Source organism: Ottowia thiooxydans DSM 14619 (assembly GCF_000422885.1).
GTDB classification, from domain to species: domain Bacteria; phylum Pseudomonadota; class Gammaproteobacteria; order Burkholderiales; family Burkholderiaceae_C; genus Ottowia; species Ottowia thiooxydans.
Genome location: NZ_AUGX01000013.1, coordinates 81517 through 101314 on the forward strand (window position 1 = coordinate 81517; position 19798 = coordinate 101314).

A 19798-nucleotide genomic window follows, 5' to 3' on the forward strand; every position below is an offset into this window, starting at 1 on the left:
GTGAACACGCCCTAGTACACGGCGGCAAGGACCACATTAATTTCGTGAACAGGATGTAAAGGTAGTCGGCCTGACATCACGAATCGGCGTTTTAGCAACAACAGCCTGCAAAATGCAGACTGTAGTTTTCCCCATCGGTTGCGGAGAAGCCATGACACGATTTGCCCTGACCCCTAAATTACTTGCCACGGCGTCCGTGGCGCTGATGGCCGCGGCTGCCAGTGCGCAGCCCATGGTCACGGCGCGCGTCGTTTCGTCGGCCCCGGTATGGGAAGCTGTGCCTGTGCAAGGGTGCGCGCCCGGGGCTTACCGCGCACCATCCGGCGTGGGAGCCGTGTTGGGTGCCGTGATCGGTGGTGTGATTGGCAACTCATTTGGTGGTGGTGATGGCCGGGCCCTGGCCACGGCTGCGGGCGTGCTGGGAGGCGCTGCGTTGGGGAATACGGCCGAGGCCCAACAGGGTTATGGCGGTGGATGCGCTACGCGCTATGAAAACCGGGTCACGGCTTACGATGTCAGCTACGAGATTGGCGGGCGGCACTATCAGACCCGTATGGCGGGTGATCCCGGCGGTTGGGTGCAGGTTCCTGCGCCGGATAACGTCTATGGCGCCTATAACGAGTCGCAGGTTCAAAGCTACCCGGTGGCGCCGCAGCCGCCGGCAGGGGCTTATCCATTGCCCAATGGCTACCCGTCATACCCTGGGGCCAACCGTTTACCGCCTGGTGCGGTCGTGACGGCCCCTGCATATCCGCAGCCCTACCCGCCGCAATACCAGCAGACCTATCCGGTTGCACCGCCGCAGGTCATTTACGTGCCCGCACCGGCGCCGGTGTATGTGCCTGCTCCGGTTTACTCCACTCCTGTGGGTGTCTCGCTTTCAGTCGGCCGCGGCTGGGGTGGCCATCGCCACTGGGGCTCACATGTGGGCTTCGGAATCGGTTTCTAGCTGCGAATTTGCAAAGCCATGTGATATCTTGGCGCTCCACTCGTCTTGAGGAGTTCTGCCGTGCGCGCTCTCTTGTTCTGTTCCGCGTTGATGTTGGCCTCTTTGGCAAATGCGCAGCCCGCTGCCGATGTCTGGAGCAATGTGCCTCAGGCCTCGGATGACCGCTTTACCAATCCCAAGAGCAAGCTCTATGCGGGACCTAACGGCTGGTACAACTTTGGCGAGTTACGGGCCGAAGCAGGTGCCAAGCGCTATGCCCAGAAGGCTGGGCTGAACTATCTGGCTACACCTCAGGCATTTGTGCTGGCATCCAGCAACCAGTTGCAGGTGCTCACCCTGGATTTCGGTACGCCGCGTCCCGCTGCGGGTGTCTATCAGCTTGCCGCCAAACCTGATGCTGCCGGGCGCAAGGTGCGAGTGGTCTACGCTGATGTCGCCAATCAGAAGATCCTGGAGTGGAGTTCCAACCATGCCACGGGCAGCGTGACAGTGGCTCAGGCCAATGGCTTTGTGCATTTCACGGCGCGCAACCTCAAGCTGACGCCATCCGGCTTGCACAACGCCGGCGACACCAAACAACCCCTGGTGCTGGGGTTGGAAGGTGCGACCAAACTGGATTAGGGCGTTAACACGCCCTAAGTACGTCCTAGAGCCAGGTTTCGGCGCCCGGTGGCATCTGGATGTTCATGCTCGGATCATCTCCCGTGACCAGGGCGCCGATGAGAAAGCTGAGCACCGAAACGAACAGGCTGGCGAACAAGGCGGTCCAGAAGCCTGAAAGGCGAAAGCCCTTAACCAGGGCGGACACCAGCAGAATGACCAAGGCATTGACCACCAGTAAAAACAGGCCGAAGGTGATAACGGTGAGTGGCAGAGTCAGGATGACCAGCAGCGGCTTCACGATGGCATTGGCAAAGCCAAGTAGCAGCGCCGAGACAATCAGCGCCCCGGTACTGTCGAATTTCACACCCTTGAAGATGTAACTGGCGACCCAGAGCGCGAGAGCAGTAATGGCCCACTGGACTAGAAACGGGGTGAGGTTGGTCAGCATGAAAAATCTTTAACTTGTTCCAGCCGCGATGAAGCGAGTGTGCTGCAAAGCTGCGCTGATAAAGCGCCATTTTGCCGTAGGCCGGCCGGTATCGGGTTGAAGCATGTTCACTACAGAGTGAATGATGGCTCCCTCGAACACGCCTTAGGGTGTTGGCCCTTGGGCGGGATCGGAAGCTTCAGATCGCAGAGCTTGGCGCACATAAGCCTTTCGAATTCATATCTGAAGTCAATCCAACGCCAGCGCGGATGGGGGTTGCCCGCTCGTTCTTCAAAATGTCTCGCCGCATACTCGGGTAAATACTTAGCTTGGAAATTTACCTGCCGATTGTTTATTTGCGGCAGTGCTGCTAGCATGCGATTACTTACCGGCCGGCATGTAAATTCCATGAGGCCTCATGATAAAAATTTCTGACCCAGCCAAGGGCCAGATACGGAGACAACATGAGTTTGCAGGGGTTGATGCAACCGAGCCAGCTGCTGATATCGGGCCTGATCAGGCACGCGGCCATCCACCATGGAAGCGTGGAGATCGTGTCACAGTTGCACGCAGGTGAGCAGCGCCGCAGCAACTGGCGTACTGTCGAAAGCCGAGCTCGCCAACTGGCCAGCGCGTTGCAGGCCGGAGGGCTCAAGCCCTCGAAGCGGGTGGTCACGCTGGCGTGGAACACCGACCGCCATCTGGAGCTGTACTACGCTGTGGCGGGCATGGGGTCTGTCTTGCACACCGTGAACCCCCGCCTGTTTCCTGAGCAGATTCGCTACATCATCGAACACGCCGAAGGCGAAACATTGTTCTTTGATCTGGATTTTGCAGATCTGGTTGTGCAGCTTGCGCCGCAGTTGTCCAAAGTGAAGCGGTACGTAGCGCTGTGCCACCAGGAGCAGCTGCCCAAACTGGATCTACCGGGTTTGTGCGCATACGAGGCGCTTTTAGCCACCGGCCGCAACGACTACGTCTGGCCCAAGTTTGACGAAGACCTTGCTTCGTCCATGTGCTACACCTCGGGCACCACGGGCAATCCCAAAGGCGTGCTCTACAGCCACCGCTCGACGGTATTGCACAGCTATGCAGCCTGCGCCGTAGACGGGCTGGCACTGAACGCGCGAGACAGCGTCTTGCTGGCAGTACCTATGTTCCATGTGAACGCGTGGGGCGTGCCCTACGCTGCGGCGATGTGTGGTGCCAAGTTGGTTCTTCCCGGTGCCGGGGTGACAGGTGAGCGTCTTTACGCGTTGATGCGTGATGAAGCTTGCACCTTCTCCCTGGGCGTGCCCACGGTATGGCTGGGATTTTTTCAGTACATCGACCAGCACCGCGCCACGCTGAATCTGAAAGACATTCGTCTTCAACGGGTGGTCGTGGGCGGCTCAGCCGCACCGCGGCCCATCATCGAACGGTTCGAGCATGAATTCGGCGCCTATGTGATCCAGGCCTGGGGCATGACTGAGACCGGCCCGCTGGCAACCGTTGGCAATCTTTTGCCGCACCACGAAGGGCAGTCCCTGGAGCAGCGCTTCGATGTGCAGTGTCGGCAGGGGCGTGCCATATTTGGGCTAGAGGTGGGTGTGTTCAATGCAGAGAACGAAGCTCTACCGCACGATGGAAAACACGTAGGGGAGCTGCGCGTGCGCGGCCCCTGGGTGGTATCAGCTTACTACGGCAATGCGGCAGGAACGGCCATTGATGAAGAGGGCTGGTTCAGTACGGGTGATGTCGCTTGTATAGATCCTGATGGCTATGTGCAGATCACCGATCGCAGCAAAGACGTGATCAAGTCCGGTGGTGAATGGATATCTTCCATCGATCTGGAGAACACGGCGCTGGGACACGCCAAGGTACGCGAAGCCGCCGTGATCGGTGTGAACCACAGCAAGTGGCAGGAGCGGCCGCTCCTGATCGTGGTGCCGCAGCCCGGTGAGGCGCCCACCAGTGAAGAAATTCTGTCTTATATGAAAGACAAGGTGGTTCGGTGGTGGCTGCCCGATGAAGTCGTATTCATGGAGGAGCTGCCGCACACCGCCACCGGCAAGATACTAAAAATGCAACTGCGCGAACAATTCAAAAAACACCGACTCGTGACCGATGTGGATTGACGTTTCGCTGGCAGCGAGCGCCAGAATTTAGCTTTCCATACCCGATAAGAGATTCATTTCTGCCCTTTTACATGTTGAACATTTCACGGAGACAAACGATGACTACGAAATACAAGACCACTCTCATTGCCGCAGCGCTGCTTGCACTTGGTGGCGCCTCCCAAGCGCAAATCTCCGATGACGTCGTGCGCATCGGTGTCATGGGTGACCAGACCGGCCCGTACTCCGGTAACGGCGGCCCAGGGCAAGTGTTGGCTGTGCGCATGGCCGTGGAAGACTTTGGCGGCAAGCTCAACGGCAAGACGATTGAAGTGGTCGTGGCAGACGATCAGAACAAACCTGATGTGGGCACCAACATCGCGCGCCAATGGATTGAGCGCGATAAGGTCGACACCATCATCAGCAACTCCACTTCAGCTATCGCGCTGAGTGTGAGCACCATGATGAAGCAGCACAACAAGCCGTACTTGATTTCCGGAACCACCACCGCGGATCTGACTGGCAAGTCCTGCTCGCCCATGAATATGCAGTTCCTGCTTGACACCTACGCCATGCCAAAGGCCACCGTGCAAAGCTTGATGAAGCAAGGCGTCAAGTCATTTTTCTTCGTGACGGTTGACTACGCTTTCGGCGCCGCATTGCAGGCCGAAGCCACCAAGTTCATCGAGGCTGGCGGCGGCAAGGTGGCCGGCGCTGTCAAGCATCCATTGGGTACTACAGACTTCTCCTCCTACCTGTTGCAGGCGCAGGCCAGCAAAGCGCAGGCCGTGGTGTTTCTGAGCGCCGGGGCGGATCTGAGCAATGCCATCAAACAGGCCAGCGAATACCGCCTGACCAAGAACGGTCAGATTGTCACAACCACCGGTGCCACCATCAACACTGTCATCGCCATGGGCTTGCCCGTGGGTCAGGGATTGCAAATCAACACGCCGTTCTACTGGGACCGCGATGCCGATTCGCGTGCTTGGGCCAAGCGGTTCCTCGAGCGCAACAAAGGCGTTCCTCCCACATACATCATGGCGGGTTCCTACAGCGCGACGATGCATTACCTCAAGGCAGTGCAAGCGGCTGGTACGGATGAAGGCAAGGCTGTCGTGGCCAAGATGAAATCCACGCCGATCAACGACTTCGAGATGAAGAACGTGTCCATTCGCGAAGACGGCCAGGTCATGCGTCCGGTCTACATGGTGCAAGTCAAGACGCCTGCCGAATCCAAGGGCAAGAACGACCTCTACACCATCAGAGGTGAGATCGCTCCGGACCAGATCTTCCGCCCGCTCAATGAAAACCCGTGCGACTTCCTCAAGAAGTAATCAGCGCGAACAAACTGGCCGCGTGCACGTCACAGCGTTCTTCATAGATTCACGCGGCTTGCCAGAGGAACGATCGGAAGATCGCTCCCTTTGATGACTATTCCGGTAACGACGACAGCATGACACAAGCACAAGCATTACAAGGACGCGTGGCCCTGGTGACAGGTGGCGCGCGAGGCATCGGGCGGGCCATCGTGGAGCGCCTGGCTGCCGATGGCGCCGCCATTGGTGTGCTCGATCTGAAACTGGAGCTGGCCGAGGAGGCCGCCACAGCCTTGCGCGCAGCCGGTCACCAAGCCATTGCCTTCGGGGGTGATGTCGCTCAACGCGACACGGTGATGAATGCGGCAGCTGCGCTCAAGGAAAAATTCGGCCGGCTCGACGTGCTCGTCAGCAATGCCATGTGGGTGCGTTACGGGCCGATTGACGACCTCACGCCAGAAGCCGTAGGGCGCATGGTTGGAACTGGATTCAATTCCGTCGTCTGGGGAATTCAGGCGGCATCGGCTTACATGGAGCAAGGTGGAAGCGTCATCAATATTGCCTCTGCAGCGGCCTTCCTCGGGATTCCTCAAGCCACGATCTACTGCGGCGTCAAGGCCGGTGTGCTTGGGCTTACACGCTCAGCTGCCGTTGACCTTGGCCCACGTGGAATTCGCGTCAACGCGATTGGCCCAGGTTCCGTGGCCACCGAAGGCGTCAAGATCAATGTGGACCCGGAAAAGGTCAAGCTCCGCCTGGCCAAAACGCCGCTGCGGCGCCTGGGTGAGGTGGAGGATATTTCTTCGGCCGTGGCATTCCTTGCAAGTGACCAAAGCAGTTGGGTGACGGGCGAGTGCATCAAGGTGGATGGTGGTGTGACACACGCTTTCCTCTGAACGCGCAGACGGCCGATAAAACCGGGAGACAAAGCATGAAAAAGAACGAGGACGACTACATCCTTCAGGCCACAGGGCTGAGCAAACAGTTTCGCGGTTTCTATGCAGTCAAAGGTGTGAATCTGCGGGTACGCAGGCATTCCATCCACGCGCTGATTGGACCCAATGGTGCGGGTAAGACGACCTGCTTCAATTTGCTCACGACGTTTCTGAAGCCCACAGAGGGCACCATCGTTTTCAATGGCCGCCATATAGAACGCAGCGACCCAGCCACGGTTGCAGACAGCGGTCTCGTGCGCTCCTTTCAGATATCTGCGGTATTCAGCCAGATGACGGTGCTGGAGAACGTGCGGGTGGCGCTGCAGCGTAAGACACGATGGAACTATGCCTTCTGGCGCAACCAGAACATCCTTCACGTGCTTGACGATCGTGCGCGTGAGTTGCTCGATATGGTGGGTTTGACACGCTGGGCTGATGCGCCAGCAGGTGATCTGTCCTACGGACGCAAGCGGGTGCTGGAATTGGTCACCACGATTGCTTTGGAGCCTGAGCTCATCTTGCTGGATGAACCCATGGCCGGACTGGGTCATGAAGACATTGAACCGGTCATGCAAATGATTCAACGCGTGGCCAAAGGGCGCACGGTTTTGATGGTGGAGCACAACATGAAAGTGATTGCAGAACTGTGTGATCAGGTAACGGTGTTGCAGTCAGGCCAGGTCCTGGCAGAAGGTACTTACGCACAGGTGTCAACCGATCCCCGTGTGATCGAAGCCTACGTAGGAGGCGCTCATGCCTGAAGCAGCACCTTTCCTGCGCGTATCTCACCTGACAGCGCATTACGGTGAGACGCAAGCTTTGCATGACATCAGCCTTGAGGTCCGGGAAGGCGAGATCGTCTGCCTGCTGGGCCGCAACGGTGCCGGCAAGACGACGACGCTGCGTGCCATCATGGGTATGCTGCAAAAGCGTGGCGGTGAGATCGAAGTCAATGGCCAGTCCACCACTGGTCTTCCGCCAGAAGCCATCGCTCATCTGGGTCTGGCGTACTGCCCTGAAGAGCGTGGAATTTTCGCCAGTCTCACCACTGAAGAAAACCTCATGCTCCCCCCAGTGCTTCGTCCTGGAGGATTGAGTGTGGAGGAGATCTACACGCTGTTTCCCAACCTGAAGACGCGCCGCACCAGCCCGGGCACCAAGCTGTCTGGCGGTGAACAGCAAATGCTGGCAATTGGTCGCATCTTGCGCACCGGGGCCAAGTTACTGCTGCTGGACGAGTGTACGGAGGGCTTGGCCCCCGTGATCATTGAAAAGATTGGCCAGACCGTCAGCATGCTGCGCAGCAGAGGCTTTACGGTACTCATGGTGGAGCAGAACTTCCGCTTTGCCTCGCAATTGGCTGATCGCTTCTACGTGATCGAAGAAGGCATGGTGAAGGACAAGTTCGCGCAAGCCGACATAGAGCCCAACCGCGCACGCATCGAAGCCTTGCTGGGCTTGTGAGTGCCCGCCTGGAAGCCGTAGAACAAGGAGACAAGACGAATGGATTCGATATTTGGTGTGCCGGTGTCGGCATTCGTAGGGCAGCTGATCGTAGGGCTCATCAATGGCGCGTTCTACGCGCTGATGAGCTTGGGCCTGTCCATCATCTTCGGCCTGCTGCATGTGGTGAACTTCGCCCATGGCGCGCAGTACATGATGGGCGCGTTCGTCGCGTGGGGGCTGCTTGAATATTTTGGCCTCAGTTATTGGTGGGCCTTGATCCTGGCCCCCCTGCTGGTGGCGCTTTTTGGTGTGTTGATGGAGCGCCTGTTCCTGCGCCATCTCTATCACGTGGACCATGTTTACGCGCTGCTGTTGACTTTTGGTGTGGCGTTACTCGTGGAAGGCGCTTTCCGCTATAAGTTCGGCGCAAGTGGGCAGCCCTACCCCAATCCCCTGGAAGGTGGTCTGGATCTCTCATTCACCTTCATACCCTGGTATCGCCTGTGGGTCATAGGCGTGGCGCTGGCCGTGTGCGTGGGTACCTGGTACTTCATCGAACGTACCAAGCTCGGAGCCTACCTGCGAGCTGCCAATGAAAACCCCACGCTGGTGCGCAGCTTTGGTATCAACGTGCCCCGAATGTTGATGTTGACTTATGGGTTGGCCGTAGGGCTGGCCGGCTTTGCGGGTGTGATGGCTGCACCTATCTACCAGGTGAGTCCGTTGATGGGTTCTAACCTGATCATCGTCGTGTTTGCGGTGGTGGTGATTGGTGGCATGGGCTCGATCATGGGGTCCATCATCACGGGATTTGGCCTGGGCGTGATCGAAGGGCTGACCAAGGTGTTCTACCCAGAAGGCGCCAGTGTGGTGATCTTTGTGGTCATGATTTTGACTCTGGCCTTCCGGCCCAATGGCCTGTTTGGCCGCAATGATTGAGGGGGCCGAATCATGAGTTCTCTGCAACGAAATCTTTTGATCGTGGGCATCGTGCTGCTGTGCCTGGCGCCTTTTGCGGTCTATCCGCTGTTTCTGATCAAACTGATGTGCTTCGCCTTGCTGGCCGCATCATTGAACTTGCTGATCGGATACGTGGGACTGTTGTCATTCGGTCATGCCATGTTCTATGGCACATCGAGCTATATCGCAGGCTATGTGCTCAAAGCCTGGGGTGTCGACGGCATCTTTGGGGTGCTCGCTGGAGTGAGCGTCGCTGCTTTGCTGGGTTTCCTGTCTGGTCTGCTGGCGATCCGTCGTCACGGTATCTACTTCTCGATGATCACGTTGGCGTTTGCCCAATTGGTGTTTTTCCTGGCATTGCGCCTTCCCTTTACGGGCGGAGAAGATGGCCTGCAATCGGTACCACGCCCCACGTTCCTAGGTGTGATTTCCACAGAAGATAACCTGGCGATGTACTACGTGGCCTTGGCTTTGGTGGGGTTTGGGTTCTGGCTGATCTACCGCACGGTTTACTCTCCGTTCGGCCAGGTTCTGCGCTCCATCCGCGACAACGAACAGCGTGCGCTCTCACTGGGCTACCAGGTCAACCGCTACAAACTGGTGGCCTTCACCCTTTCTGCCGCACTTGCGGGCCTGGCAGGCGCGACCAAGGTCATGGCCTTTCAACTGGCCAGTTTGGCTGATGTGAGCTGGACCACTTCAGGGGAAGCGCTTCTGATTTGCATCGTCGGCGGACTGCAGACCCTTCTGGGCCCTGTCGTGGGCTCGCTGATCATCATTTCCATGGAGCACTATCTGGCCGGGTTCGCTGAATGGGTTCTGATCATCCAAGGCGTGGTGTTTGTGGTGGTCGTCATGTTGTTCCGAAAAGGCATCGTCGGTCAGATTCAGTTCAAATGGCGCGAGCGCACACTGCGCAAAGCGGCGTCTGTGCAAGCCCGTTGATTGCTGCTCTGGATGAATAGCATGTCGAACTCGAACGCCAACCTGCTTCAGGGTCGCCTTAGCCTCGTGACCGGTGCTGCTGGGGGCATTGGTCAGGCTATTGCTGTAGCCTACGCTCAGGCCGGGGCCCGTGTGATCATCACAGATCGAGACGCTGCCAGTTGCGCGGATACCTTGGCCCAGGTTCAGGCTGTTGGTGGTCAGGGTTGGGTTTACGCTTTGGACGTCACTGACAATGAGGCGGTGGTGAAATTGGCAGCGCAGGTGGAGGGCGACATCGGCCCTATTGACGTTTTGGTAAACAACGCAGGCGTGATCTTGCGCGAAGGGCTGGATAGCCCTAACGCCCACGCCGCCGTGCGCAAGGTAATGGACGTCAACGTGATCGGCGTCTTCAATGTCATGCACGCCTTCCTGCCCGCGCTGCGCCGCACGCGCGGCAACGTGATCAATATTTCCTCAGGAGCATCTTTTCACGGCCAGCCAAAAGCCGTGGGGTATTCAGCGTCGAAGGCTGCGGTACGCCTGCTGTCTCAGTCCATGGTGGCCGATCTCGCAGGCAGCGGTGTCCGCGTCAATGTGATTGCGCCGGGTGTCATCGTGACACCCATGACCGATGCCACACGTTCCAATCCAGAGCGGCTGGAGCGATTTTTGGCACGCATCCCTTCGGGCCGCTTGGGAAAGCCCGAGGAGATTGCCCGGCCTGCCGTGTTTCTGGCATCCGATATGGCGAGTTATGTCAATGGCGTAACGCTCGCGGTGGATGGCGGGTATTTAGCCGTCTGATTCTCAGGGCGTGAACACGCCCTATCCGCATCGCGCCGGCTGCAAGTTTTTGGTGGTCAAGCCTCTGGGATTGAAGCGGACTCGTTCAATGAAGAAACCAGATCTTGCATGAGCTGCAGATACTCCTGCCGGCGCGGGCGGATGCGTTCCAGCGCTCCCCCCATGCCCAGCACGACGGAGCGGCCCTGTACTTTGAGCGGCAGCATGACGCAGAGCGTGGCTCCTCCCAGCAGAGGTAAATTCTCTGCATAAGCATGACCTGCGGCCCGCGCCTCTCGCACGCGCTGCATCATCAAATCCATAGGTTGGCGGTCTGCAACGGGTTGTGTGGCAATGTTGGCACGACGGATCAATCGATCTACTTCGCGGTCTGGGTGGGCAGACATCAGCACCCAGCCCGTTGCCGACAGCGTCAGTGGGCGCATGCTGCCTTCTTCTGTATGAAAGCGCAGCGGGTGAATAGATTGAATGACATGGATGTACTGCATGTACACGTCATTTTGCAGAGCCACGGAAACTGCTTCGCCACTTGCGCTATGCAGGTCACGCATGACCTCGAAGATCTGGCTCTGACCAAAAAGCGCCTGCTCCAGCCAGTCGCCCAAGGCTGCAATCTTCAATGTGGGGAAGTAATTGCGCGTGGTGCGGTCATAGCTGAGATAGCCCAGGGTCACCAGATTCTTCAGCAACGCCGTCCCGCTGGACTGCGGGTAGTTCAAGGCCTCGCAGATTTCCTTGAGTTGGCGCGCGCGGCGTTCGCGCCGGAAGTAATCGAATACCTCCAATACGCGCACTGCAGACTTTACCGGCGAGATGCTCATGCTAACCCTCCACCGTTCAACGAGGCTATGTCGTGGACCATGTTCGAATCATAGAGTGCTTATCGTGCGCTTGGCCGAGACTTGTGTGCGTTGATCGCGTTGATCGCGTTGATCGGCAGGGGCCATGCAAGCGAACCCATAGTGAGATCTGTTTTGCAAATGTCCGACTTTGAGTAAGTGTCCCCTATAAGACTGAAGATACTTGCAAATAACCTGCCAACCGGTAAGTTTCGTGTGGCAGGCATATTTTTCTTGTTGCCCCTTTTTATCAATCCTAAGGAGACCAGGCTCGTGACTTACAAGCAACTGCTATTGACCGTAGAAGATCGTATTGCCACCGTGACGCTGAACAGGCCACCGGTGAATGCGCAGAACGCTGAACTGCGCGCGGAACTCACCGAAGTCTTTGACGAGTTGTCAGACCGGGACGACGTCATGGTCGTGATTCTGACGGGTGCAGGCAAGGTTTTTTCTGCGGGTGCGGATATCCGCGAGAGGCCTAACCTGGCGGCCACCACGGGTGCCTATAGCCGCCACAACCGGTTGGTGCGCGAAGCCTTCAACGCCGTTGTCGAATGCACCAAACCCATCATCTGCGCGATCAATGGCCCGGCGATGGGCGCCGGGTTCGGATTGGTCATTGCCAGTGACATCTGGGTGGCGTCTGAGAATGCTTACGTTTCCATGCCCGAGATCAATGTGGGGCTGGCAGGCGGCATGACCTATTTGCAGAAATTCTTCAGCCAATCGCGTGCGCGCCGCATGTTCTACACCGGCATGAAGGTGGACGCCAAGGAAATGTATCGTCTCGGTCTGGTCGAAGCCTGCTTGCCTGCTGAGGAGTTGATGCCCTACGCGCTGGAGATGGCACGTGAAATGGCCTCCAAGAGCCCAACAGCTCTGCGCTTGGCTAAGGAAGCCGCTCGCATGACCGCCTTGATGCCATCGCGCGATGCCTATCGCTACGAGCAAAACAATACCGTTGCCCTGTCCAAGACCGAGGATACGAAAGAAGCGCAGCGTGCGTTTCTTGAAAAGCGCGCGCCGGTCTATACCGGTCGCTGAACTGTCGGCATGTAAACTCTTAGATCGTGGACATCTTCCGAAGGTGTAGATGCGCCAGAGATGTCAGCCGTTGTTGGACTGGCGTCTTCGAGAACCGACGTTATTAGAGGAACACCCATGGCCCTGGACAAGAAGACCACCGCACGAGCGGGTGCCCGCGTGGAAGACCGCCAGGGGCAGTTACTCGATATTGCTGGCCGGCTGTTCGCCAAACACGGATTTCAAGGCACTTCACTGCGTGAGATTGCTGAAGAAGCGAAGATTACCAAGGCAGCTTTGTACTATCACTTCCCGAACAAGGAAGCACTGTACGAGCGGATTGTTCTTCACGGGTTGGAGATGCTGCTTGAGTACGTCATGTCAGCGACGGCGCAGGAAACCACAGCGGTGGATAAAGTGCGCGCGTTCATGTTGTCCACGGCCGACTACTACACCAATAACCGCGATGCCTGGATTACCGGCTCAAACGCGTTTCACACCACTCAGGAATCGATCTCGCGGACCAAGGGTGTCCTCTTCCGTGACCAATACGAAAAGCATCTGCGCCATTGCATCCAGCAGGGCGTTAACTCCGGTGAGTTTCGCGACGTCGATCCTGCCATAGCCGGTCGTTTGCTTTTGTCGTCCATCAACAGCATGTGGCGATGGCACAAGGCGGGTGGACCGCTGAATGCCCGTCAGGTTGTGGAGCAGTTTCTTGATATTTTGATGGTCGGTATGCGAGCAAAACCCGCCGGCTCAGCCAGCACCCGCAAGACTGCAGCATCGCAGACTCCTAGGGCCTGAAGACACGCCGTTGATCGACTGGCATGTCTTTTTTCACCATGAGCCTATGAGGTAGCAGCGGGAAGCTTCGCACTGGCTGGGGCGCGTCTATCAGGGTCTGCTGTATCCACCGTCGAGGCGGTGGGTTCTCGCGCCAGTGCGGGGTCAGCACACAAGCATTCGGTCGGCGCACGATGGAGCTTCTGCCCAGGTCTGCTCATCGATTGGCTTCCCTCCCCCTATTTCCGGTTGCGTTCCTAGGGTTGCTACTTATACGAATTCTACCTGTCGTTTAGTAGACTTCTGAGATAGTAAGGAGACACCGCATGTTGAATCGACGTCAGTTCGCGCTTTCGAGCCTCTCAGTGGCCTCTCTTGGAGTTGCAGCTCCAGCCTGGTCCCAATCGTCAGAGGCGTTTCCTTCGCGAGCGATCACCATCGTGATTCCCTACGTGGCAGGTGGACTGACGGACATCATCGGGCGGGCTCTTGCGCCGCGCCTGGCGGAAAAATGGGGCAAACCGGTTCTGATCGACAACAAGCCCGGTGGTGGTACGACGATTGGCACTGGTTTTGTGTCTCGCGCGCCTGGAGATGGCTATACCTTGCTCCTGACAGCCTTCGGATATATCGGCAATCAGCTGATGTTGCCCAAGTTGCCCTATGACGTGAAGGCGTTGACACCGCTCACCAACACATCAGACAGCCCCAGCGTGCTCTATATCTCTCCACGTCTTCCGGTGAAAACCTTGGCGGAGTTTGTGGCGTATGGCAAGGCCAACCCAGGCAAGATCACCATCGCATCCTCGGGTAACGGATCCAGCCCGCATATTGCCGCAGAGATGTTTGCGGGTATGGCCGGGATAGAGATTATTCACGTGCCCTATCGCGGAAATGGCCCGGCCATTACGGATCTGGTGGGCGGACAAGTGGACGCATTGTTTGATTCCCCGGCCACCATGTCCTATGTCACTGCCGGCAGACTCCGCGTGTTGGGACATGGTTATGCGAACCCGAATCCCCGCCTGCCGGGCGTACCCCCCATCAGCAAATCGGGCGTTCCCGGGTTGTCCGGCTTCGAAGCGGGTGGGTGGTTCGGCTTCTTCCTGCCCAGCAGTACCCCGGAAGCGCTGCAACAGCGCCTGTATACCGACATCCGCGCGGTGCTGGAGCAACCGGGCACGCAAGAAGCGCTATCCAAAGCAGGGGTAGATCCACGTCTCATGACGCGGGCTGAGTTCACTGCCTATCTTCAGCACGAGATGGATCGCTGGGGGCCTGTGATCCGCAGCCGCAATATCCGCGCCGACTAATACCGAAGGGCCAGATCTGGCCGCCGGGTATCTGTTTTCCTGGATTGTTTTTTGAGAACCTCCCGACATGAGTACTACCGACTTCGCGTTAGATGACACGTCCGTTCGCGACGAAGCCTTCTACGAACGTTTCCGGCAGGAGCTGCACGACTTCATGAGCACGCAATGTCCAGCGGATCTGCGTGAAAAAGTGCGCACCAACCAGAAGCTGGGCCGCGAGGAAATGTCGCGCTGGCAGAAGATTCTGTTCGCTCATGGATGGGGGGCCCCGAACTGGATAAAAGCGGAAGGTGGGACCGGCTGGGATCTACAACAGCGCTACCTGTTCGAGGAAGTCAGTGCGCAACTGGATTGCCCGCCGCTCTATCACCATGGTCTGGGTCACATCGGTCCAGTGATCATGCATTTCGGAACCGAAGAGCAAAAGGCCCGCTACCTTCCTCCGATTGTGGAAGGCTCCGAATGGTGGTGCCAAGGGTATTCTGAACCGGGGGCTGGCTCGGATCTGGCGTCGCTCAAGACAGCAGCGGTCCGTGAAGGCGATGAATACGTGATCAATGGGCAGAAGATCTGGACTTCGCATGCGCAAGAAGCGGATCTGATGTACACGCTTGTTCGCACCTCCAAGGAAGGGCGGAAACAAGCAGGTATCACGCTGCTGGTGGTGCCCGTCAATACACCGGGCATCGAAGTGCGGCCCATTCACACTATTGACCAATGGCACCATGTCAATGAGGTGTTCCTGAACGACGTGCGTGTACCTGTCGCCAATCGGCTTGGAGATGAAGGTGAAGGCTGGAAGTGCGCAAAATTCCTGCTGGACCGTGAACGTCTGTCGCCTGCCACCGTGCCACGTCTTGCTCGCCAGTTGGAGCAGGTGTCGGAACTTATACAGGATCGCATCCGTCAAGAGGGCGCTACACCTCATCTTTACGCCGCACTAAAGCGCCTCTATCAAGCACAAGGGGCGGCTCTGGGCGCTCGCGAAATGCTGCTTAGCGCGATTCAGGAAGAAATGAACGGCACCTTGGCTGCGTCTAAATCATCGGCGTTGAAGTTGCATTGTTCCGAGTTGTCGCAGGACATTTCAAGCCTGGCCTATGACCTGACGGCAGGAGAATATGGCGCCCGGTTGTTACCAAAGCCACTGAGCGCAGATGGTTCTGACAATCTGGAGATGGGTCGTCAACTCGTGCATACCTACCTTTTCTATCGATCACGCAGCATCGCTGGCGGCACCAGCGAAGTGCAGAAAAACGTGATTGCTCGTGCGATCTTTGGAGCCTGACCCATGTCATTCAGCGCTACTCCCCTATTCCCTGGCGATCTCCATGACACCAGCCTGCGCCTGGCCGCTGTCGCCAAAACCAACTCGGCTGCTTCTGCTCAAAGCAACATTCCAAGCGATGCATGGCGGCAGATGCTGACACTGGGTTGGCAGGGGGTCCTGGTGCCGGAGGCTGCAGGCGGCGTCGACGGCCAGCCCACAGATCTGGCTGAAATCATCGAAGCGGCTGCGCGCCACGCCATCGCGGTTCCACTGATCGACCGCTGCGCCGTAGCTCCCGTTCTTTTGTCACCATTGGCGGATCAGCCTGTCGTGCGCGATCTGCTTGAGGCGTTAACCTTGGGTGAGGCATCCGTCGCCACCGTGTTGGATGCTCGCGAGCGCATGCCCTCCAATGCGAGTGGGTTACGTTTAAGCGCGGGAAACGTCCTGCGCGGAACACTCAAGGGTGTCGATCTCACCGAACCTGCTTCCCATGTGGCGTTCAACGTGATCGACGAAGCCACGCTTGAACCAACGTTACTTCTGTTGCCGATTGAGCAACTGCAAGCACACGCGCGCTATTTCGAAGGCATGGATGGGCGAGTGACCGCTGACTTCTCGCTTGAAGGGCAAGCGGTGCAAGCGTCGCAGATCCTGGCGCGCGGGTCTGCCGTGTTGGATGCTGTGGAGGGTGCTCAGAAGTTCGGAAGTCTATTCACGTGCGTACAGACCGTGGGCGCCGCGGGCGCCATGATCGAACAGACGATCGAATATCTCAACACGCGTATGCAGTTTGGCGTTCACCTGTCCACCTTCCAGGCATTGCGTCATCGCGCGGTGGAGATGTATGTGGCCTATGAGAACGCGGCAGGCATGGTTCGTCCTCTCGTCACGCAGGCGACGCGCGAAGATCCTGGCGAAGCGGGTGCGATCTCTCTGTCAAAACTTTGCGTAGGAGACGCCAGCCGCACCTGGTCCGAGTCCGCCATTCAGCTACACGGCGGCATGGGGATGACGTGCGAGACTCTTGCGGCCCGCCTGGCCGTTCATACGCTGATGGGGAGCCTCCAGTACGGAGACCAGGCGCAGTGCCTGGATTGGCTCACCGCCCGTTCCATGGCCGATGCCGTGGCTGCCTGATCAACCCAAGACCCGAGACGCTCCGTGCGTCCGGGCGTAAAGTCCATTTGAGCTTCGACACCATGCACAGTCTCACTGCCCTATTCGAACCTACTTCAGTCGCTATTCTTGGCGCCTCCTCCGACGCCGAACGCATCGGGGGCCGCGTGCTGCGCTTCCTGGTGGAGGCTGGCTATAAAGGCCAGATTTATCCAGTCAACAAAAGCGGCTCCGCCGAAGTCCAGGGCTTGCCGGCCTACCCCAGTGTGAGTGCTATCCCTGGCACCCTGGACCAGGCAGTGATTGTGGTGCCTGCGGCCGGTGTCGAGTCTGCTCTACAAGAGTGCATTGCAAAGGGCGTCAAGGGCGTGCTGGTGCTGACCTCAGGTTTCGCAGAGCTCGGTCCCGAAGGCCGCGCTCAGCAGGACAAGTTGGTGGCGATGTGCCACGCGGCAGGCGTTCGCATGATAGGCCCCAACTCGCTCGGCTTGCTAAATGTGGAGACGCGCTATTTCGCGACCTTCTCCGTCGCGCTCAACGGCCTGCAACCCAAGCCGGGTCCAATCTCGCTGGCGACGCAAAGCGGCGCTTTCGGCTCCTGCACCTATGCCATGGCGTCGTTGCGTGGCTTGGGGTTCAGCAAGATCGTGGCCACTGGGAATGAAGCCGATGTGGACGTCGCCGAATGCATAGACTACCTGGCTGAAGATCCTTCCACACGTGTGATCTGCGCAGCCTTGGAGTCCTGTCGCGACGGCGACCGACTGCGCCGGGCTTTGCTCAAGGCCGCCGCCGCAGGCAAACCGGTGCTCATCATGAAGGTTGGCCGTACGGAACTCGGGGCGGCCGCCGCCAGCACGCATACCGGCTCCTTCGCTGGCAATGATGCCGTCTTCGATACGGTGTTTGCGGAGTGCGGTGCCTATCGGCCGCAATCCATCGAGGAGATGCTCGATATCGCCTATTTCTGCTCTGTGACGGGTCGGTTGCCGAGCAATGGCGACATGGGTGTGATGACCTCATCAGGCGGTATCGGCGTGCTGATGGCGGATCACGCGGGCGACTGGGGGCTTTCCATGTCACCCCTGCCGGAATCTGGCGTCAAGGCCGCTCTCGAGTTGCTGCCCTTTGCCGTCGCTGCCAACCCGCTGGACGTCACGGCTCAAATCACCGCGGTGAGCGATGGAACCGCTCGCAGTGTTGACTTGATGCTGACGCATGGCCCTTACGCCACCGTATTTGCTTACCTGGCCAGCGCTGGACTGTCTCCGCAGCGTTTCGAGTCCACCATTGCTTCCCTGGCGGCACTTCGCGAGAAGCATCCCGGCAAAGACATGGTCATGGTGATGGCGTCTGCGCCAGAAGTTGATCGTCGTCTTGAGGCGCTTGGCATCCCCGTGTTTGGGGATCCGAGCCGCGCCGTGCTGGCTCTGGCGGGCGCTGCAAAAATGGTGGAACGGCGGAAAACGCTCTATCGCCTGCCTGAAGCAAGCGAGGCCGCGCAAGCTCTGGGTGATGTGAGCACTGAAGCTACCGCCAAGCGCGTTCTGGGTGAAGCAGGACTTCCCATGCTGCCCGAGCGTCTTTGTGCCACGGCTGCGGAAGCGGTCGCTGCGGCCGATGGCATGGGCTACCCGGTGGTTGCCAAGATTTCTTCGCCGGACATCCAGCACAAGACGGAGATCGGTGGCGTCATCTTGCACTTGCAAGATGCCGAGGCAGTGAGCGCCGCACATGCCACCTTGCTGCAGCGTGCGCGCGCTGCCGCCCCGAACGCACGTATCGACGGCGTGTTGATGGCCCCCATGCTCAAGGGAGGGGTGGAGACGATTCTCGGCGTACACATGGACCCGACCTTTGGCCCCATGGTGATGTATGGCGCGGGCGGCACGGCCGTGGAGCTGTATCGCGACGTCGCCTTTGCGTCGGCCCCACTGGATGTTGCCGGTGCGCAAGCGCTGGTGAATCGGGTGCGTTCTTCAGCGCTTTTGCGTGGCTGGCGCGGTGCAAAACCTGCAGACGAACAGGCTCTGGTGGACGCCATCTGCCGATTGTCGGAGTTTGCACTTGCCCACGCCAGCGAGTTGGAGAGCATAGACATCAACCCGCTCGTAGTGCGAGAAAAAGGCGCCGTCTGCCTTGATGCGGTGATCGTCAAACGTACCGCTTGAATCTCAACTTCGCCTCACATCAGAATAGCTCGAATGACCTTGATCAACTCTGAAGCCTTGCAGGCTCTCCTGGACCGTGAAGCCATTCGGGACTGCCTATACCGGTATTGCCGCGGCATAGACCGTCGTGACGAAGAGGCCTTGCGCTCAGCCTACTGGCCTGATGCCACCGACCGGCATGGCCCTTACCAAGGCAGTGCTACAGGATTTATTGACTGGGCGCTTGGGAAACTCAAGGCCAGTGATTCGCGAATTGTTCACCGTATCTCCAATCCCTTGATTGAATTGCAAGGCGATCAGGCGCTGGTGGAGTCCTACTTTGATGCCATTCAGGAAGAGCTGAATGCTGAGGGCCTACCTGTGGAAGCCTTGCTCAGTGGCCGCTACCTCGACCGCTTTGAGCGCAGGAACGGTGAGTGGCGAATCATTGCGCGCACGGTCGTTTACGACAGGATGCGCCATGTCCTCACGACGCAGGCGCTGACACCTGAAGCCTTTGGTCCTCGGCAGCCTGTGGGCGGACAACATCCTCTGGACCCGCTCTATGCGTTCCTGGGACGAGACGGTTCGCAGAAGTGATCGCCGATTCCGGCGAGCGGAGAGTTGCACGCCGGACCTTTTGCGCTAGGCCTTGAACCTGTCAGTCGAACTTGAGGTTTTCGTCCCCTCTCCCGTATGCGGGAGAGGGAGTAAAACTAATCGCTTGCGACTGACAGTGCAGGGCCCAGCGCAGCGATGGCCCGAGTGGGTATCCCACCCCTCTGGCCGCGCTGAGAAGCGCAGGGCAAGGGGCAGGCAAGAGCACTGA

At 58.4% G+C, this 19798-nt stretch carries 19 protein-coding genes; 17 read left to right on the forward strand and 2 right to left on the reverse strand.

The window, feature by feature from the left end; translation table 11 throughout:
• The first annotated feature begins 151 nt into the window (after nt 1–151).
• A complete protein-coding gene (locus G518_RS38455; RefSeq protein ID WP_051236536.1) occupies nt 152–949 on the forward strand; it encodes a glycine zipper 2TM domain-containing protein in 798 nt (265 codons plus the stop codon).
• A 60-nt stretch (nt 950–1009) separates the two neighbouring features.
• Nucleotides 1010–1570, forward strand: a complete 561-nt coding sequence (locus tag G518_RS0112545) for a hypothetical protein (protein WP_028602840.1) — start codon at nt 1010–1012, stop codon at nt 1568–1570.
• Between the two features lie 25 nt (nt 1571–1595).
• Here G518_RS0112545 and G518_RS0112550 read toward each other — a convergent pair whose 3' ends face one another.
• On the reverse strand, nt 1596–2000 hold the full coding sequence (locus G518_RS0112550; RefSeq protein ID WP_028602841.1) for a phage holin family protein: 405 nt from the start codon (nt 1998–2000) through the stop codon (nt 1596–1598).
• Between the two features lie 443 nt (nt 2001–2443).
• Here G518_RS0112550 and G518_RS0112555 point away from each other — a divergent pair, with 443 nt between their 5' ends.
• The 8 genes from G518_RS0112555 to G518_RS0112590 all read left to right on the forward strand — a co-directional run bounded on the left by G518_RS0112555 (nt 2444) and on the right by G518_RS0112590 (nt 10466).
• On the forward strand, nt 2444–4096 hold the full coding sequence (locus G518_RS0112555; protein ID WP_245597964.1) for a long-chain fatty acid--CoA ligase: 1653 nt from the start codon (nt 2444–2446) through the stop codon (nt 4094–4096).
• 98 nt (nt 4097–4194) lie between these two features.
• Complete coding sequence (locus G518_RS0112560; protein ID WP_028602843.1) at nt 4195–5409, forward strand: ABC transporter substrate-binding protein; 1215 nt, start codon at nt 4195–4197, stop codon at nt 5407–5409.
• A 119-nt stretch (nt 5410–5528) separates the two neighbouring features.
• Nucleotides 5529–6287: an SDR family NAD(P)-dependent oxidoreductase gene (locus G518_RS0112565; protein WP_028602844.1), complete on the forward strand. Its 759-nt coding sequence runs from the start codon at nt 5529–5531 to the stop codon at nt 6285–6287.
• Between the two features lie 35 nt (nt 6288–6322).
• On the forward strand, nt 6323–7087 hold the full coding sequence (locus tag G518_RS0112570) for an ABC transporter ATP-binding protein (RefSeq protein WP_028602845.1): 765 nt from the start codon (nt 6323–6325) through the stop codon (nt 7085–7087).
• Complete coding sequence (locus G518_RS0112575) at nt 7080–7790, forward strand: ABC transporter ATP-binding protein (protein ID WP_028602846.1); 711 nt, start codon at nt 7080–7082, stop codon at nt 7788–7790. The genes G518_RS0112570 and G518_RS0112575 overlap by 8 nt, the downstream gene beginning before the upstream one ends.
• A 39-nt stretch (nt 7791–7829) precedes the next feature.
• The gene (locus tag G518_RS0112580) at nt 7830–8711 is read left to right on the forward strand and encodes a branched-chain amino acid ABC transporter permease (RefSeq protein ID WP_028602847.1); all 882 of its coding nucleotides are present in this window, start codon (nt 7830–7832) and stop codon (nt 8709–8711) included.
• A 12-nt stretch (nt 8712–8723) separates the two neighbouring features.
• Entirely contained in the window at nt 8724–9677 is a 954-nt protein-coding gene (locus G518_RS0112585; protein WP_028602848.1) for a branched-chain amino acid ABC transporter permease, read from the forward strand.
• 21 nt (nt 9678–9698) lie between these two features.
• The gene (locus tag G518_RS0112590) at nt 9699–10466 is read left to right on the forward strand and encodes an SDR family NAD(P)-dependent oxidoreductase (RefSeq protein WP_036594490.1); all 768 of its coding nucleotides are present in this window, start codon (nt 9699–9701) and stop codon (nt 10464–10466) included.
• 56 nt (nt 10467–10522) lie between these two features.
• On the opposite strand, the gene G518_RS0112595 is transcribed toward G518_RS0112590, so the two are convergent.
• Nucleotides 10523–11287: an IclR family transcriptional regulator gene (locus G518_RS0112595; protein ID WP_028602850.1), complete on the reverse strand. Its 765-nt coding sequence runs from the start codon at nt 11285–11287 to the stop codon at nt 10523–10525.
• Nucleotides 11288–11578: 291 nt separating this feature from the next.
• Between G518_RS0112595 and G518_RS0112600 the strand changes: the two genes are divergently transcribed.
• From G518_RS0112600 to G518_RS0112630, 7 genes are all read left to right on the forward strand, one after another.
• The gene (locus G518_RS0112600; protein ID WP_028602851.1) at nt 11579–12352 is read left to right on the forward strand and encodes an enoyl-CoA hydratase/isomerase family protein; all 774 of its coding nucleotides are present in this window, start codon (nt 11579–11581) and stop codon (nt 12350–12352) included.
• Between the two features lie 117 nt (nt 12353–12469).
• The gene (locus tag G518_RS34950; protein WP_051236539.1) at nt 12470–13138 is read left to right on the forward strand and encodes a TetR/AcrR family transcriptional regulator; all 669 of its coding nucleotides are present in this window, start codon (nt 12470–12472) and stop codon (nt 13136–13138) included.
• A 305-nt stretch (nt 13139–13443) separates the two neighbouring features.
• Nucleotides 13444–14430: a Bug family tripartite tricarboxylate transporter substrate binding protein gene (locus G518_RS0112610; protein ID WP_028602852.1), complete on the forward strand. Its 987-nt coding sequence runs from the start codon at nt 13444–13446 to the stop codon at nt 14428–14430.
• A 67-nt stretch (nt 14431–14497) separates the two neighbouring features.
• Nucleotides 14498–15718: an acyl-CoA dehydrogenase family protein gene (locus G518_RS0112615; protein ID WP_028602853.1), complete on the forward strand. Its 1221-nt coding sequence runs from the start codon at nt 14498–14500 to the stop codon at nt 15716–15718.
• A gap of 3 nt (nt 15719–15721) precedes the next feature.
• Complete coding sequence (locus tag G518_RS0112620) at nt 15722–16840, forward strand: acyl-CoA dehydrogenase family protein (RefSeq protein WP_028602854.1); 1119 nt, start codon at nt 15722–15724, stop codon at nt 16838–16840.
• 62 nt (nt 16841–16902) lie between these two features.
• Nucleotides 16903–18990 (forward strand): acetate--CoA ligase family protein, encoded by a 2088-nt coding sequence (locus G518_RS0112625; RefSeq protein WP_028602855.1) that lies wholly within the window; start codon nt 16903–16905, stop codon nt 18988–18990.
• 33 nt (nt 18991–19023) lie between these two features.
• Nucleotides 19024–19569 (forward strand): nuclear transport factor 2 family protein, encoded by a 546-nt coding sequence (locus tag G518_RS0112630; RefSeq protein WP_028602856.1) that lies wholly within the window; start codon nt 19024–19026, stop codon nt 19567–19569.
• Nucleotides 19570–19798 lie beyond the last annotated feature (229 nt).